The following is a 15,551-nucleotide window of genomic DNA, read 5'->3' on the forward strand; positions in this document are numbered from 1 at the left end:
ACAGCCCATTTAATTTCGCTTGAATATACGTTTTTGCCCATGCAAAAACACCTCCGATTTGTGTACTTGTTAAAAGTGTACCATCTCGAAGGTGTTTTATATTGTCCCATTTAATTATGTTAGTCTATTCTTCGCTTCGGCAAAGAAAGGTTTTTTTATGTTAAATCCTATTGCTCAAATCGATAGGCGAAATTCATGTTAGCTGCCTAGCTTCAGTATTGCAATCGGAATAAGTTCTGTATATCCATTATTTCAGCAAAGTAGATTGGAACGTTTATATTGTTATAGGAATTTATGTAAAAATATGGTACGTTTATTTGAGTAAAGCTTACAAGCAAATTAACGCATCGTCCAATTACTTTCACCACTTAAAACAAAGATATTCAAGGCGGTTCTGTTCTGGCGAAATGCAAAATGACGCCGAGATGGTCGAAAAAGCTATTTTACATTTTTCAAGGAAGTATGTAATGCACTAATTTAATGAATTTCAGAACCGATGGAGAGAACAAATGAGTTAAAATTTTGTGGGCTGAGGGGTGGCAAAGTGAAAAAACTCCTAGGTATTCTAATCATATTACTGTTTCTTTTAGCAGCCTGCGGAAACTAAGAAGGAACCGTAGTAGAAAAGAAAGATTCAAGTTTTATGGTGGAGCTGCCATCCGGAAATTCTGAAGTGGTGGTAGAAGAAATGCAATTGATCGATCTGACGACTTTCAGTGGAGACGTAAGTTCCTTTGAAGAGTTGGAAGTAGGCGACCGTGTAATTGTTGTCCCTGCCGATACGCCATCCGATTTTCCATATTTCCTGCCAATGGAAGTAATTGTGGAGCGATGAAAAAACGTTCCCTACTCATACGAAAAGTAAAAAGGGAGGAGAGAAAAGATAGCGATTTATTATTTTATGGTGGAAGCAGTACCGCTTCCCGGGAATCAGGAAGAGGAAGAACTTGAAGGGGCTTTTATAAACTGTTGGGTAAATTCAACGAGCATGAAATCTGCTTTAACAAAAGCAACTGAATACATTCAGAGCGAAGGATGGGCAATGCAAAAAGTGGAAGACCGCTTCATTGTTCATCGGGAGCGCTACGAAAAAGATCCGGAACTTCTAGAATCCCTAGAATGTTTTGATCAATCTGTAAATGACGGGATTTCATCTATTTTTTACGTCTGGCCGAGTGAGTAAAGCTGATTTTTCAGCTCTTAACGAAATGGAAAACGAAACAAGATGAAATTAACTAGGGCTTTCAGTTATTAAAAAAAGGGAGGAATTATGATGTTAAGTTCAATCGGTATTCCAGGCTTCATTATTACCGCTATAGCCATTATAGGATTGGTTTTACTGTTTCAGAAATTGTTTAGGTGATAAGAGGGAACGGTAAAAGAGAGATGTTAAATATGATACGGTGTTGTGTAAGGAGAATTGACAGCTTTTGCATTGAAAGAGAATGGTAGTTTAAACTTTCTCATAGGTAGAAACTAATTGTCGAATGACTCTTAACGGTTTTCATTTTTGCTGGATAAAGGAGGATGCAGCTTGGGCAACAAACTTTATAAACTCACAGCTAAATGTGATATAAAAATTGGAGAAGTCACTTACGAAGAAGGGAGTCAAATCCATACTTCTGTGCCGCAAAATTTCCCGCTCGAATATTTTGAGTGTGTGGAGCAGGAGCCGTATGTATCGTACAAGAAAAAGAAGCACCTGCCCAAGCGTAGAAGGAAATTTTAATTTATATTTAAGCAGCATCAATTCTTTTTATCGCAATGTCGGTTTCTAGTTAAATGATGCATTTTGCTAAAGTTACCGCTATTTATTAGAAACCCGTTATTACACAAACTGAAATTGTTTGGAGGTCATCGATGAAATATCCGTTACAAGCATTTTTAGCCAACAATTTCGATGGGCTTATCTTGAGCCCGGCCTTATTTTATTCCTGGGAACCTGGCATCCGTTTTGAGATTTCTGACCCTGCTCTTTCTTTTCATGATCCAAATTTTATGGTCCAGGCACATCACCGGGCCGTTACCTTGTTTAATGAAGTATTCGATGAAAAAGACGAACTCCTGCTGGTGACGGACATTGTTGCCAGGCCAACCAGTACCATTCTTCAACAGAAACCGCTCAATCTATACCGGAAGTATGTGAAAGATAAACGCAGCTTGTATCAACTGCAGCTAGAAACTTTTTCATATGGAGAGTATATGGAGGAGGAGCTTGATGAAGAGGATGCGATGGCCATCCACCGCTTTAGCCTGAAATGCCAGAAAACCGATCTTCGCTTTGTCCAACTGCTGCAGGCCATCTGTTATGAAGATTTTAATCATCCGACGACAATTTTGAAGAATAATCCGGAAAGCGGAATTGAAGTTTATTTCATAAATCTGTCTAAGAAACTAATCTTTCATTTATACGATGACCGGGGATGCGATGTTCTGGCGGCAAACACAGAGAACATCCGCATTTTATATGAACAGTATAATGGCTGGATCCTGGACTGTGACCGGCAAGAAATAGATGCCGTATTTCAAAGAGACTCACCTGAAATTCCCTGAATACAGTAAAAAGTAAAAGTCCGTATGCAGAGTTCAGCAGTTACAAAACGCCCTCAACTAGTTGATAAACTAAAAAACGGAATGCCTTGTTACTCGGGGCATTCCGTTTTGCGCTTTGAATTATTCTGTTTCAGGTCTGCGGACCACCAATACATCGCAGGAACTGTTTCGGACAATATGCAGCGATACGCTGCCCATTAAATAACGCTCAAAAGCATTCATGCCTGAGGCACCGCAGACAATGAGATCCGCCTCGACCTTTTTGGCAGTATCGCGTGAAATTACTTTTTTGGGGGAACCGGGAGTGAGAAAGGTATGGACTTCTAATACACCTATCGTCTGAGCTTCTTGCTTGTAGCTGTCGAGCAGTTCTTTTCCATAATCATAAGCCTGTTCTTCAATATCCGGTTCGTGCAATTTGACGCCTGTAAACGAACGGGTATCGACTACATAAATCAGATTCAGGACAGCTGCGTTGCGCTTGGCAATGCCGGTTGCTTTCTTGAACGCCCATTCCGCTTCATCCGATCCGTCAACAGCCACCAATATGTGTTTATACGCCAATGTCATCTTAAATTCCCCCTGTCATAAAAGCTTTATCGACGTATTTCTGTAAACTATGGCCAATATCCTGCCCGGAATAAGATATATTTTAATCGGCTGCATATTAATTAAGAAGGAATAAATATTTATTGTATATCAATAAATATTGTGATAAATTCAATGTAAAAGTTAGCGAGTTCTAAATCATCTCCTTAGTAATTTCTTTTTAATGAGAAATAAAATAAATATCTCGTTAAATGTCACAAAATTCAGTAATATGGTGTCATTAAGGTAAGGGCTTTTCTGGAAGGAGGCATCAATGATGGAGGTGAAGGCGAATTTGTCCGACAGCCACAGCAATTCGTCAGGCGAAGAGTCGTTCCAGGAGTTATTCAAGCAGCATTATTCTCTGGTCGTCCGGAAAGCTCTGGTCATTGTGAAAGAGCAAGCCTTGGCAGAAGACATTGCCCAGGAAGTTTTTGTGAAGCTATACCATGCCGACCGGAAAGCGATTGAAAATATCCAGGGATGGCTGACAAAAGTGGCTGTTACCACCGCCTATAACCATATTCGGACCGAGAAGCGCCACCATGCACGAGAGGAAAAGCAAAAGCGGTTCGGGAAAAATGCGGTCGGGTCTGTAGAAGACCGTTACTTGGAGCTCGAAGATGCCCAAGAAGTCCAAAAAGTTTTGTTGAAGTTATCTGAGCGGGACCGCGACATATTAATCATGAAGTATTCAGGATACAGCTACGAAGAAATTGCCCAAAGCAATGGACTCGAAAAAATATCCATCGGTACCTTATTAGCGAGGGCAAAAAAGCGGTTTCGGGATTTTTATGCGGAGGAAAGGGGCGACGACCAATGACATGCCGCGATGTGGGAAGGCTGCAGGCTTATTTGGACGGAGAAGTCAGCCGCGAAGAAAAAAAGCAAATCATGAAGCATTTGGAAAACTGCCAAGCATGCCGCAGAAGCATTCTCGAGTTGCAGCAGCTGAACTCTTTTTGTGAGAAGAATTTAGAAGCGAAAGAAGTTCCGCTTGATTTGGAAGTGGCCTGGGCACAGTTCGAAGAAAACCTGCAGCACGGCGGAAGCCGGAAGACGGCTGCCGTTCAAGAGATGAAAAACAGGAAGGGATGGAGTACCTTGAAAACGAAAACAAAACGTTTGCTTGTTTCAGGAGCGATTGCAGCCGCCTTGTTCAGCACGCTTGCCCACCCGCAAGTCCGGGTAGAAGCAAACCAATTTTTGTCGCTGTTCCGCGTGAACGATTTTGAAATCGTGACGCTGACGCAAAATGACCTACAGGAAATCGAGTCGTGGGTCAGTGAAAACAAAGAAGGCACACTTGACTTGAAAGACATCGGACAGCTGGAAATGTCAAAATCCGCCGCAGAAGCCACTTATTTTGAATCAAAACAAGCTGCTGAAACAGCAGGACATGCGGTACCGGCACTCGGAGATTTCGAAGTGGAAGGGGTAAACGTGATGCCGGCTTCGACGATTACGTTCACGCTGGACGTCGAAAAAGCGAATCGGATGTTGAGCCAATTGGGTTCTGACCAGCAATTTGACGCTTTGCTCGACGGCAAGCCGTTCTCGGTCGCAACTTCTGAAGCTGTTCACACCGATTACTCAATGAACGGCCAATACGTTTCGTATATGCATACCCAATCACCGGAAATTACAGTGCCGGATGGTGTCTCGATCGAGCAGCTGAGAACGACGCTGCTGTCGCTTCCGTTTTTGCCTGAAAACGTGAAGACGCAGATTGCCGGCATCGACAATATCGAATCGACTTTGCCGATTCCGTATGCCCAAACAGAAGGATCGGAAATGACGGAAGTTCAAGTAGGCGATGGGGAAGGGTTTGCTGTTGAAAGCGACGAACATTCCTACATCGTTTGGCAGGCAGATGGCGAAATCCATACCATCTTTGCGGAAGGCAGTGTAAGCGCTGAAGAACTGGTAGATTTAAGTGAACAAGTGAATGAATAGGAAAGAAAAGTTCAGAGTGGTTTCATCAAGCTCTGGGCTTTTCTTGCGATAAAGGGGGAAGAGGATGGACGTCATCCGGACGAATTCATTGACGAAAACATATGATGGCAAAGGCGGCATCAAGGATGTGACTTTGTCGATTGGGGAAGGCATTGTCTACGGATTTTTAGGGCCGAACGGTTCAGGGAAAAGCACGTTCGTCCGGACGCTGCTCGGCTTGATGCAGCCGACAAGCGGCGAAGGCTTTATTCTCGGCGAACCGATCGGCACGGTAAAATCACGGGAACAAGTCGGGTATTTGCCGGAGCTGTTCCGCTATCCGGACTGGTTGACAGGCAGACAGCTGCTTGACGCTCATGCCGAACTGTGCAAAATCCCGGTACGTAACCGGAACAAACGCATTCAGGAAGTGGTGGAGCTCGTTGGCATGGCCGGCAAGGAAAAGGGGCGCATCAGTGGATTTTCAAAGGGGATGAGCCAGCGGATTGGCCTAGCCTGTGCCATCTTAAATGACCCGAAAGTGATTTTTCTGGATGAACCGACGTCGGCTCTCGACCCCATCGGGCGAAAAGACGTCCGGGATCTGATGGTGTATTTGCGGGACCAGGGGAAGACCGTTTTTCTGAACAGCCACCTGCTGCAAGAAGTCGAATCCGTCTGCGACCATGTGTCAATTGTCCATGAAGGGGAAATGATTGTACAAGGGCCGTGGCGGGAGCTGATGACAATCGAAGCCCAAGTGGAAGTGGTGACTGAAGGTATATTAGCTGCACCTTTCCCGGCCTTTGTGGTGAATTACCAAAAAGGCAGCGAACAGGGAGGGCGGACGCGGTGGCTGTTCCAGCTTGAGCAGGAGCGGGACATTGCCAAAATCCTTCACTATTTGTCTGCCCAAAGGGTAAATGTCTTTGAAGCGAAACCGATCATTCCGCACCTTGAAGACGTGTTCATGCACTGGGTGAATCACAAAAAGGAGAGCGCCTATGTGGACCATCGCTAAACTGACGATTCAAGAAATGGTAACCAAACGAATTTTTTTGATAACCGTCGTCATGACGCTCATTTTTCTGGCGCTTTACGGAACGGCCATTTATTTTGCCGGACAGGAAGGCGCTGAAGAAGTGGGGAATTCCGGCCAGGGAACAGAAGTCTTTCTCATGCAGCAGTTTATCTCCTCCCAGCTGCTGGGGGTCGGCCTCTATTTTTCATCGTTTATTACAGCGCTTCTGGCCATCATGTCCAGCGTCAGCTCGATTTCAGGAGAAGTGGCCAGCCACCAAATCGATACGTGGCTGATGCGGCCGATTGCCCGTTCCCAATTTGTACTCGGCAAGTTCATTGGATTGGCTTTTCTGCTGATTGCCTATGCCGCCAGTGTATTTTTTGGCATCCTCCTGCTGCATCAAGGAATCGGAGCGGATTGGATGTCGCTGGATTTCCAGCCGCTGCAATTGATCAAAGCGGTCAGTGTCTTCGTGATTCAGCCCTTTGTTTTAGTGGCGTTCGGTGTATTGTTGAGCACACGGATGACGACCTTGAATGCCGGAATCATCTCAATCATTCTGTATGGTGCGGCTTTTATCGGCGGCTTTATCGAACAGTTCGGGGCAGTCATCGAAAAAGCGAGCCTTGTAAACATCGGCATCGTCATGAGTCTGGTGTTTCCGATTGATTCGATGTACCGCAAAATGACCGTGTTTTTATTTGATACGACGGACAATCCGCTTTCCATGGCGCAAGGCGGCATGTTTACGAGCATCTCCGTGCCGGGCAATATCATGATTGCTTATGCGGTATTGTACGGCGCAGTCGCGGTGATGTTTTCCATTTACAGCTTTAATAAGCGTGATGTGTAATTCAGGAGCTGGTGGCGGTCCATTTCATGGAATTGTTTAAAGGGTCCGTAAAGGGGTGTTTCTCCTTTGCGGACCTTTTTCGGCTTTAATAAAAAAGAGGAATTGCTTTATATCGGGATATGTGAAACCATAGGAGTGAAAATAATAGATTTAAAATACAGTAAACAGAAAAGGTTAAAGGGGTATGCACAATGGAACAATACACAACCGTTTTAATCTGTGATGATAGTGAAGCCGTCCATGAAAGCCTCCATGCTTATCTGGAAGCGGAAGGGATGAAGAGTGTGTCGGTATACAACGGGAACCTGGCCTTGCAGCTTTTAAATGAGCAGCACTTCGATTTGGTGGTGTTGGATATTATGATGCCCGGCCTTTTCGGCACCGAAGTCTGCAAGGAAATCCGGAAAACGAGCGACATTCCCATTTTGATGCTGAGCGCGAGGAGCGAAGAAGTGGACCGGATCATCGGTCTGGAAATCGGCGCAGATGACTATATTACGAAGCCGTTTTCTCCGCGTGAAGTGGTGGTGCGGATCAAGACCATCCTGAAGCGGGTCCAGCCGAAAAAAGACAGTGTTCCATACTTGAAAGCGGGAAACTTGTCCATCGATATCACGGGGTACGAGGTTCAAGTGAACGGCCAAGTGATTGACATGACGGCAAAAGAAGTCGACTTGTTGGCCTATATGGTCAACCATAAAGGCAAAGTGGTCAGCCGGGAAGAGCTGCTGTACAAAGTATGGGGCTATGACTACACCGGCGACACCCGCACGGTGGATACAATGATTAAGCGCATCCGCCAAAAAATCGCCCAAGCTTCGCCCGATTTCTCCATCAAATCCGTCTACGGCGTCGGCTACAAATTCGAGGTGGGCCTATGAAACGATTATTTTCAAGCAAGCTGTGGATTGCTTTTGTCATACTGGCCATTTTCATATCCGGCCAGCTGCTCGGAGCTTTTGCCATCAAGCATTATTTTATCGAGTCGAAAATTGAAGAACTTCAGCCGCCTTTAACTTTAATCGGTGAAGAAGTGGCGAAAGGCGATAAAATCAGCCGGACCGACGATTTTTTGGTAAAAGCGTTTGATGTGCACGGCAAAGAAATGGACGTATACACCGATGAAGGAGTGCCGTCTTCCGATAATGCCAAAGTGAACAAGAAATTGGCGTCCTATTTGCCCAAAATCATCAGCGGCAAAATGGCCGTAGAGATTCACGAAGTGCCAAGCTATTCGAAGCGGGCCATCATCATTGGCCAGCCGATTGTCCACAACGGCAAAGTAACTGGCGGCATCTTCTTATTAAAAGAAGCACGTGCCTACCAGGCGGCGCTGGATGGATTTTACCTGGTGTTTTTCGTCACGTTGGCAATCGGGACAATTATTATCCTTGCGTTTCTCACTGTATTTATTCGAGAAAAAAATGAACTGGATCAGATGCGGAAAGACTATGTTGCCAATATCAGCCATGAATTGAAAACACCGCTTTCTTCGATCAAGGCGTTGACGGAGACTTTGGCGGACCATGTGGTGACTGATCCCGAAAAAATCGATCAGTATTACAGCATCATTCTGAGAGAAAGCGCACGCCTGGAGAAACTCATTGCCGATTTGCTGGAATTGTCGCGGCTGCAGCATAAGAAAGTGGCCTTTGACAAATCGGTCGTGGATACAATAGAAGTGATCGAAGAAGCTGTCGAGCCATTTGCCATTTTGGCGGATGAACTGGATCTCCAACTCCAGATTACCGAGCGGGTGAAGAACCTTCCGGAAACTTATTCGAACAAAGACCGGATCATTCAGGTACTGACAATTTTGCTGGACAATGCTTTTAAATTCGCCCCCGAACAAGGTAGAGTGGTGATTGATGCCAAGACGACCGGGAAGAAGGCAGAAATCCGGGTATCGGACAACGGGCCAGGGATCTCCAAAGAAATCCTGCCGCATATTTTCGGTCGTTTCACTAAAGAAGATTTGTCGCACACCAGCACGGGAAGTGGGCTCGGGCTTTCCATCGCGCATGAAATTATGGAGCAGCTGGGCGAAAAAATCAGAGTGGAAAGCAAAGGCGATTCGGGAACGACCTTTATTATTACCTTGAGACGGGCATAATATTGAATGTTTTTTATTCTGAAACCAATGGCAGAAAAACGTGCGTTTTGCATCGTTTTTCTGCCATTTTTGTGCCACATTGTTTTGTTACGATCAATGTATCGAAAGATCAACCAAAACAAAAGGGAGTTGTACGGAATGAAAAAATCATTGTACCCAATTATTTCAATGTCCCTCACCGCTGCTTTACTGGCCGGTTGTTCAACGGATATTTCTGAAGAAGCTTTGCTGGAAAGTGATGGAACTGTTGAAGCTTCTGAAACAGCTCAAGCAAAAGACATAAAAAAAGATTCTTCTGAAGGAGTGGATGCTTCCTTTATTGAAAACCAATTATTAGATATTCCATACGCTAGTCTGTCCGAAGCCCAAAAGCTCGACATTTACCTGCCAAATGAAGGAGAAGGGCCGTTCCCGGTCATTGTCGCCATCCACGGCGGAGGATTCAAGGAGGGAGATAAAACAGGTACTGATATTGCGCCGATGCTTGAAGGCGTCAACCGCGGTTATGCAGTCGTAGCGGTCAATTACCGTCTGTCGCAAGAAGCCTTTTTCCCTGCCGCGATCAGCGATGTCAAAGCAGCAATCCGCCATGTGAAAGCAAATGCGGAAGAATACAACTTGAATCCTGACAAAATAGCTGCCTGGGGCGGCAGTGCCGGCGGGCATTTGGCTGCACTTGCTGGCACAAGCGGCGACAGTGATGAGCTGAAAGGGAAAAATAGGGAGAACATCAACTACACTTCGGATGTGCAGGCAGTCGTCGATTGGTATGGCCAGATCGACTTTCTGAAAATCGATGAGCAGTTTGCCGATTCAGGCATCACACCGAAGCTCGGCGAACGAAGTGCTGACGACTCTCCTGAAAGCAAATACATGGGGCGCAGCCTTTTAGATAAGACAGAGGAAGTGAAAAAAGCGAACCCGGAATCGTATATCACCGAAAACGATCCGGCCTTCTTGATCCAGCACGGGACAGCTGACCCAAACGTGCCGGTACAGCAATCGGTCAATTTTGCTGAAAACCTGAAAGCTGTTTTGGGAGAGAATCAAGTGGAACTCACCATTTTTGAAGGGGCAGTCCATGGAGGCGAGCCGTTTACATCGGAAGAGAACCTGGAAGAAGTGTTCAGCTTCCTGGATGAAAAATTGAAATAGCATTCTGCGGATGGCCCATGCCATCCCTTTTTTGTTTATATGTGCCGATGGAAGTATCCGTATTTCTTCGCCAGGAATAATTCATACTGCGTGATTTTAACTAAACATGCAGTGAGAATAAAACAAGTAAAAGAACGAGTAGAATTTTAATCCATAAAAAAGTGGCGGACCTCTTGGAAGGGCCGCCACTTAATTTATTTTATTAAAAAGCTATCTATTAGTCGCTTTGGTCAAAATGGACTTGAACAGCCTTTGAAACCTTTTTTAGTATTTCTGTTTTAGTCGATAATGCATTGATGCGCACCGGCAGTATGTACTCCGTTGCTGCTTGAGCTGGCGGATGGACAGTCAATAGCACCTGGCAGGCTGTGTGTCCGGGTTCACACGGATGAAGAAGATCGACCGAGTAAAGGCTGGTTTCGATGATTTTTTTCTTGATTGCCTGTAGTTGATTTGAATGGGTGGCATAGTTCCTGGCTGACTGGCTGTTTTCGAGTAAGGGAGACATAATTCCACTCTTCTTTCTGTGAGTTTCTAACTATTTCTTTTTCTTTTCCCAAAAATAAACGAAGTTAATCTTTTTCAAGTCAATTAAAGGGTTTAGCACATCTTTCTGCAAAGAATAAAGCTGGATATTACAAAACGTAAAAAGTGGTTGTGTCTCTAACGTTTAAAATGTATTGTAAGAATAAGGAATATTTAGGTAATAAGGTCTATATTCGGGATATCCTCGTCAATATCGTGGACTAACCCGAAACAGCCAAAATCCAACTTCAACAGGAACAAGAAGGCTTTGCCATGACAGATACGTTTGACGAGCCAGGATTTACTTTTGCCAATTACGATTCGGTGGCAATTGAACCTGGAACAGGCACGAAAGGAAACGCCGAAAACCTGCCGTCACCTTACGGCTTAAAGGTCAAAGATAGCACTGCCATTCCGTCCGTCACAATCATTTACGAATATCTGGGAAAAGAATTTAAAGAGACGGTAAGAATAGATTGAGGCTTAATAGAAATTAGAAACAAAGGATTCGGATGCAAAGAAAACGGAAAGATTGCTGCTTTTTAAGGAACGGCGGAGGAGACCTATATATGGATTACATTAAAAGTTTAAGATCGATGGTTGGACATGAGAAAGTAATCATGGTTATAGCAGGGGCTTTTGTCTTTGATAAAAATAACCGGCTCCTCTTGCAGCAACGGTCGGATACCGGCAAATGGGGACTGCCCGGCGGCTTTATGGAGTTAGGGGAGAATGTTCAAGACACCGCCAGAAGAGAAGTTTTTGAAGAAACAGGGCTTAAACTGGGCAAGCTGGAGCTGTTTGGAATTTATTCCGGACCCAAATACGATAAAACCTTTGCAAATGGAGACCAGGTTTCTTTAGTGCAGATTATATTTTCCAGCAGAGACTATACTGGCCATTTAATCGAAGCGAATGAAGAATCATTAAGCAACTGCTTTTTCCATTTGGAGGACTTGCCTCCAGCTCTTTTTCCGGATCATAAGATTTTCTTTGAGGATTTGTTGTCGGGTCAAGAAATTCCGTTGTTTAAGTGAGGAATGGGATACAAATCACTATATAGTCAATGAAGAGAAAAACAGATGGATCGCGACAAGCTCGAATCAAATTCTCTCTACAATCCTACTTTTTGGAAAACTCCTCATCAATTTTTCAACGGATGAATATCGGCTGTCCGAGGTATAAAGAAGAAACCCTTGTCCATCATGCCAAACTTTTAAAACTGTAGCTGGGGGAGACATTTGGATATAGGGCAATAAGATAGATTTGTTAAATCCGAATATGCTTTTCATCACTTCTTGGCTGTACCTAATATTTTCAGAAAAAGAAAAGACGTAGAATTGATTGGATGAAGCTAACCAATAGGTTTCCTGCAAGACAAAATGTAAAGCAGTAGAATCGTGAATGGCCACAAGAAAAACAGGGATGCTTTTATTTTTTTGACGTTCAAATCTTAAGGAATATGGAATTTGTTTATTTTGAAAAGCACGTTCGATCCTTTCGACAACGTCCTTATAGGGCTCGAATGTCAGAAAAACCGGAAAGTTGGCTTGCGCACAAATAAACTCAATTAAGATGTCTCGAGTTAACTCGTTATAATTTTCCACATTGCAAGGGCCAATATAGAACTTTGAAACGTTTTCGATTTCATCAAACCGAATGAATTCTTCGTCTGAATTTATAGCCTCTTGCGTTACATATACCTGATTCATAGGCGTACTCCCTTCCAGGTTTTAAACTTTTAGTATTGCATGCTTACAAGAAAATATACAGTGAAAGTTTATCTGCAAAAATTGCAAGGGATTGATTCAACACATGTATAAGCAAATTCCTGAAAGGGGGCTGCTATGAATAAAGCCTGGTACGAAGAAATCGGATTGGAGAAATTAATACCTAACTTTCAGCCGCCTACTATACTGAGAATCGAATCTTTTCAATACCATGAAGAGTACACATCTGCTTGTGAGAAAATATCCGTTTTAGATATGTCATTTTGTTCAGAAGCGGCCGAAGGGCAACTCGAAATGAACTTGACGTTCAACAATGTGTCCTCTCTCAGTCTGAGTGGCTTTGGGAATGCATTTAACCAGATTTCCGGATTTGGTATACGCAATCTTAAAGAAGCGGGATTTGAAAAAGAACGCCGCTACCTGGTAGAAGACTATGAAGATGACTTGCTGAACTTTTATTGCGAAAGCATTGTAATCACAAGCGCAAAGATGAATCTGGATAAATCCTGATTGGTTCACAGGATGAAATATCCGCAAATCAATTAGTGCAAACTGGCTGAAGGAAGACGATAGTTGAAGGGGCGTAATGATGAACGAAAAACTGATCGAAGAAATTATTTACTCGGTAGATGTGCCACCAGCGATCCAACAGGAAATCATTGACACAGACTGGAAAGAGGGCTGCGGGCTTGCTTTGCTTTTGAAGAAAGAAAAGAAAAGTGAAGTACTTGTAAATGAAAAGGAAGTGCCTATTAACTTTCCATCAGAAGAGCTGGGCTTCATCAGATGGATTGATCGCAATACAATCCTGGTTGCAGTATATGGCGATGAAAATGGAGAGGAAAACTTGTTTGTGATGGATTTGAATGGAGAAATTATCCATTCCTTTCATGGCGGAATGGCAACCGAAAGCATAGCGGTTGGAAAAGAAGGCATCTGGGTCAGCTATTTCGATGAAGGAACAATGGGGACTGGCATTTCGACCGAAGGGCTCGTGCTATTTGATGTGACAGGGAAAGTACTATTCAGGTATCACTCCGATTTATTGGATAGCCCGGAAATATTTGATTGCTATGCGATTTGCAAAGGGAAGGGGCCAACAATCTGGCTTTTTCCGTACACCAATTTTCCGTTGGTGCTAGTGAATCCAAAAGAACGGACTTCCCGTTCCTATTCCGTTCCAGAGAAACTGCACGGTTCGCATGGCCTTTGCATCAAAGGGAAGTTTGCCTACTTTTTTGATCCCTATAATTCGAATCGACAAGTATACCAATTGGAAATTGGGGAACAGGAACCGCAATTAATAGGCACGCTGCAGGGAAGAGCAAGAGGCCTCAGTCCTTCAGAATCCGGCCACTTCATCGCCTTTACCGAACGGCAAGTGTTCCTTTATCAAGTGCTAAACGAGGAAGAATATGATTTTTTTTAGAATTGAGTGAAGCGTATTCTAAAAATCCAGAAACTTTTTGTACCCTTCTGCAAACAAATTGAACCCCGGGTCTCCAGGATCCGCTAATGGAACAAACGACAAGTACCTGCCTTCATCTGGAAAGAAAACCGCTTTTAAAAGCCATTCTTCTTTAGTGACTTCGCCGTTCTGATAAACACGCATCTTGTGCTTCGATTTGTATTCCAAACCGTTCAACGGATTTTCCTTTTTGGCATAAAGCTGCAGTGCTGCTTCATCTTCTGCAGTTAAGGCTTCGCCTGATTCAATAACCGCATACCAACCGCTGAATTCTTCATGGTTTCCTAAAGACTGTTCTACAATGTAAAGGCGATGTTTGTTGTAAAAGCCGTAGTTTTTCGGTGTATGCAAAAAGGCGCCTTCTACCGGTCCGAATTTTTGAAGATCATTGGCACTGACTGTATTTTCTACTTGTCTTTTGCTGGGTACGGATTCATGGGACATCGAAAAAGAGTAGATGAAAAACAAAGAAAACAGCAAAAAGCATACAGCGAGCATTACAAAGAATATCCTTTTTCCCATAAATAAATTTCTCCTATTTTCTGTAAGATACTTGCTTCTTCATCATATCAATAAAACTGTGCTTATCAATTTATTTTTAGCCGGTCAAGCGAAAATAGAAGGAGAGGAAGATTGAAGATGAAAAAGGCAGGATTAATACTCATGGCTTGTCTCTTGCTGTTCGGTTGCCAAAACGAGCATGATTCTTTTCCAGAAGAGGATACCGTTAAAATTAAGAATTCAGGTGACAGGGAGAACTTTGATCGCCTGGACCGTTTTTTGCAAAACTTTCAGCAGCGGGAACCGGACCATATAAAAGTGATTTTTTATACAACAGAAGGCGATCCAATCTACCAGGACCTTGAATTTGACGGCAAGGCGATCAAGTCCATTTATGATTCAAGGGAAGACCAATATGGTTCTGGAGAAGTCATCGAAACCATATGTACAGAGTTTGAAGCTGTTGAAACAGGCGGCAATCCCGATTATATTTTGACCGGATGCGAGAACAAAGACTATGAGACAGAGTTTATCCGAGTGCAATAACGGGCTATAAGCAGGAAATTCATAGCGTCAGGATGAATAGTTAAGAGAATGACAAAATTAATTCTACTATTGAATTTTGTGTATGGTATATTGGGGTTTGTGCTATCTTTGACACTAGGTGACCAACAACATTTGAAAGCAGGTAGTCTGATGAAATTTTGGAAATACATCGAACTTGATGACGGCATCGGCCAAGGTCTGACTGAAGAGGGCGTTCCTTTTTGGGAAGTGGAGATTCAAGGCTGGAACGATAATGAAACCTTTACCGATTTGACGAGTTTAGTGAAAATAACAGCGATCGATTCTCCTTACGATTCAGAAATCGAATTAAATGTAGAGTACAACCGACCGGAATTAGAGCACGACTTAATGATCGGCAAACTTGTCGACGAAGCAAAAATCGAACTGCAATCAGCCGTTTCGGCGTTCCGCCAGTCGGAAAAAAATCTCTGATTCCAAAAACAACAGTTCCATATTTTACTTTGTCCTTTAACTGAAAAACACACGTATCAGCCCAGTCAAAAAGGCAGCCCTCAGGCTGCCTTTTTAAATCTGTTTAT

The 15,551-nt window shown here is 43.6% G+C and carries 21 protein-coding genes; 17 read left to right on the plus strand and 4 right to left on the minus strand.

Annotated features, from left to right (window positions below):
• Positions 1–643 precede the first annotated feature (643 nt).
• The 4 genes from HU147_RS17685 (at position 644) to HU147_RS17700 (ending at position 2,553) form a co-directional block, all read left to right on the plus strand.
• On the plus strand, positions 644–835 hold the full coding sequence (locus tag HU147_RS17685) for a hypothetical protein (protein WP_224077428.1): 192 nt from the start codon (positions 644–646) through the stop codon (positions 833–835).
• A gap of 66 nt (positions 836–901) precedes the next feature.
• On the plus strand, positions 902–1,183 hold the full coding sequence (locus tag HU147_RS17690; protein ID WP_224077429.1) for a hypothetical protein: 282 nt from the start codon (positions 902–904) through the stop codon (positions 1,181–1,183).
• A 351-nt stretch (positions 1,184–1,534) separates the two neighbouring features.
• Positions 1,535–1,729, plus strand: a complete 195-nt coding sequence (locus HU147_RS17695) for a hypothetical protein (RefSeq protein WP_220628520.1) — start codon at positions 1,535–1,537, stop codon at positions 1,727–1,729.
• Between the two features lie 131 nt (positions 1,730–1,860).
• Complete coding sequence (locus tag HU147_RS17700; RefSeq protein ID WP_036803343.1) at positions 1,861–2,553, plus strand: DUF3885 domain-containing protein; 693 nt, start codon at positions 1,861–1,863, stop codon at positions 2,551–2,553.
• A gap of 120 nt (positions 2,554–2,673) precedes the next feature.
• Here HU147_RS17700 and HU147_RS17705 read toward each other — a convergent pair whose 3' ends face one another.
• Positions 2,674–3,123, minus strand: coding sequence for a universal stress protein (locus tag HU147_RS17705; protein ID WP_036803344.1), 450 nt, complete (start codon positions 3,121–3,123; stop codon positions 2,674–2,676).
• A 292-nt stretch (positions 3,124–3,415) separates the two neighbouring features.
• On the opposite strand from HU147_RS17705, the gene HU147_RS17710 reads away from it, so the two are divergent.
• The 7 genes from HU147_RS17710 (at position 3,416) to HU147_RS17740 (ending at position 10,221) form a co-directional block, all read left to right on the plus strand.
• The gene (locus HU147_RS17710) at positions 3,416–3,964 is read left to right on the plus strand and encodes an RNA polymerase sigma factor SigX (RefSeq protein ID WP_081720599.1); all 549 of its coding nucleotides are present in this window, start codon (positions 3,416–3,418) and stop codon (positions 3,962–3,964) included.
• On the plus strand, positions 3,961–5,097 hold the full coding sequence (locus HU147_RS17715) for an anti-sigma factor family protein (protein ID WP_224077430.1): 1,137 nt from the start codon (positions 3,961–3,963) through the stop codon (positions 5,095–5,097). The genes HU147_RS17710 and HU147_RS17715 overlap by 4 nt, the downstream gene beginning before the upstream one ends.
• A gap of 64 nt (positions 5,098–5,161) precedes the next feature.
• A complete protein-coding gene (locus HU147_RS17720; protein WP_224077431.1) occupies positions 5,162–6,097 on the plus strand; it encodes an ABC transporter ATP-binding protein in 936 nt (311 codons plus the stop codon).
• Complete coding sequence (locus HU147_RS17725) at positions 6,081–6,953, plus strand: ABC transporter permease subunit (RefSeq protein ID WP_053167308.1); 873 nt, start codon at positions 6,081–6,083, stop codon at positions 6,951–6,953. Before HU147_RS17720 ends, HU147_RS17725 begins: the two co-directional genes overlap by 17 nt.
• Positions 6,954–7,144: 191 nt before the next feature.
• Positions 7,145–7,834, plus strand: a complete 690-nt coding sequence (locus tag HU147_RS17730) for a response regulator transcription factor (RefSeq protein ID WP_224077432.1) — start codon at positions 7,145–7,147, stop codon at positions 7,832–7,834.
• Positions 7,831–9,066, plus strand: coding sequence for a sensor histidine kinase (locus HU147_RS17735; RefSeq protein WP_224077433.1), 1,236 nt, complete (start codon positions 7,831–7,833; stop codon positions 9,064–9,066). Before HU147_RS17730 ends, HU147_RS17735 begins: the two co-directional genes overlap by 4 nt.
• Before the next feature lie 138 nt (positions 9,067–9,204).
• Complete coding sequence (locus tag HU147_RS17740; RefSeq protein ID WP_224077434.1) at positions 9,205–10,221, plus strand: alpha/beta hydrolase; 1,017 nt, start codon at positions 9,205–9,207, stop codon at positions 10,219–10,221.
• A gap of 217 nt (positions 10,222–10,438) precedes the next feature.
• On the opposite strand, the gene HU147_RS17745 is transcribed toward HU147_RS17740, so the two are convergent.
• On the minus strand, positions 10,439–10,729 hold the full coding sequence (locus tag HU147_RS17745; protein WP_224077435.1) for a hypothetical protein: 291 nt from the start codon (positions 10,727–10,729) through the stop codon (positions 10,439–10,441).
• Between the two features lie 290 nt (positions 10,730–11,019).
• On the opposite strand from HU147_RS17745, the gene HU147_RS17750 reads away from it, so the two are divergent.
• The gene (locus tag HU147_RS17750) at positions 11,020–11,226 is read left to right on the plus strand and encodes a hypothetical protein (RefSeq protein WP_224077436.1); all 207 of its coding nucleotides are present in this window, start codon (positions 11,020–11,022) and stop codon (positions 11,224–11,226) included.
• Between the two features lie 89 nt (positions 11,227–11,315).
• A complete protein-coding gene (locus tag HU147_RS17755; RefSeq protein ID WP_224077437.1) occupies positions 11,316–11,783 on the plus strand; it encodes an NUDIX hydrolase in 468 nt (155 codons plus the stop codon).
• Positions 11,784–11,849: 66 nt separating this feature from the next.
• Here the strand turns inward: HU147_RS17755 and HU147_RS17760 are convergent, their stop codons facing one another.
• Entirely contained in the window at positions 11,850–12,458 is a 609-nt protein-coding gene (locus tag HU147_RS17760; protein WP_224077438.1) for a hypothetical protein, read from the minus strand.
• A gap of 135 nt (positions 12,459–12,593) precedes the next feature.
• Between HU147_RS17760 and HU147_RS17765 the strand changes: the two genes are divergently transcribed.
• Together HU147_RS17765 and HU147_RS17770 are read left to right on the plus strand one after the other, a co-directional pair.
• The gene (locus tag HU147_RS17765) at positions 12,594–12,986 is read left to right on the plus strand and encodes a hypothetical protein (RefSeq protein WP_224077439.1); all 393 of its coding nucleotides are present in this window, start codon (positions 12,594–12,596) and stop codon (positions 12,984–12,986) included.
• Between the two features lie 79 nt (positions 12,987–13,065).
• The gene (locus HU147_RS17770; RefSeq protein ID WP_224077440.1) at positions 13,066–13,905 is read left to right on the plus strand and encodes a TetR family transcriptional regulator; all 840 of its coding nucleotides are present in this window, start codon (positions 13,066–13,068) and stop codon (positions 13,903–13,905) included.
• An 18-nt stretch (positions 13,906–13,923) separates the two neighbouring features.
• On the opposite strand, the gene HU147_RS17775 is transcribed toward HU147_RS17770, so the two are convergent.
• A complete protein-coding gene (locus HU147_RS17775) occupies positions 13,924–14,466 on the minus strand; it encodes a hypothetical protein (RefSeq protein WP_224077441.1) in 543 nt (180 codons plus the stop codon).
• 117 nt (positions 14,467–14,583) lie between these two features.
• Between HU147_RS17775 and HU147_RS17780 the strand changes: the two genes are divergently transcribed.
• A complete protein-coding gene (locus tag HU147_RS17780; RefSeq protein ID WP_224077492.1) occupies positions 14,584–14,991 on the plus strand; it encodes a DUF4362 domain-containing protein in 408 nt (135 codons plus the stop codon).
• 150 nt (positions 14,992–15,141) lie between these two features.
• The gene (locus HU147_RS17785) at positions 15,142–15,444 is read left to right on the plus strand and encodes a hypothetical protein (protein WP_224077442.1); all 303 of its coding nucleotides are present in this window, start codon (positions 15,142–15,144) and stop codon (positions 15,442–15,444) included.
• Positions 15,445–15,551 lie beyond the last annotated feature (107 nt).

Origin of the sequence: Planococcus chinensis (assembly GCF_020071995.1) — a bacterium.
Lineage (GTDB): Bacteria > Bacillota > Bacilli > Bacillales_A > Planococcaceae > Planococcus > Planococcus chinensis_A.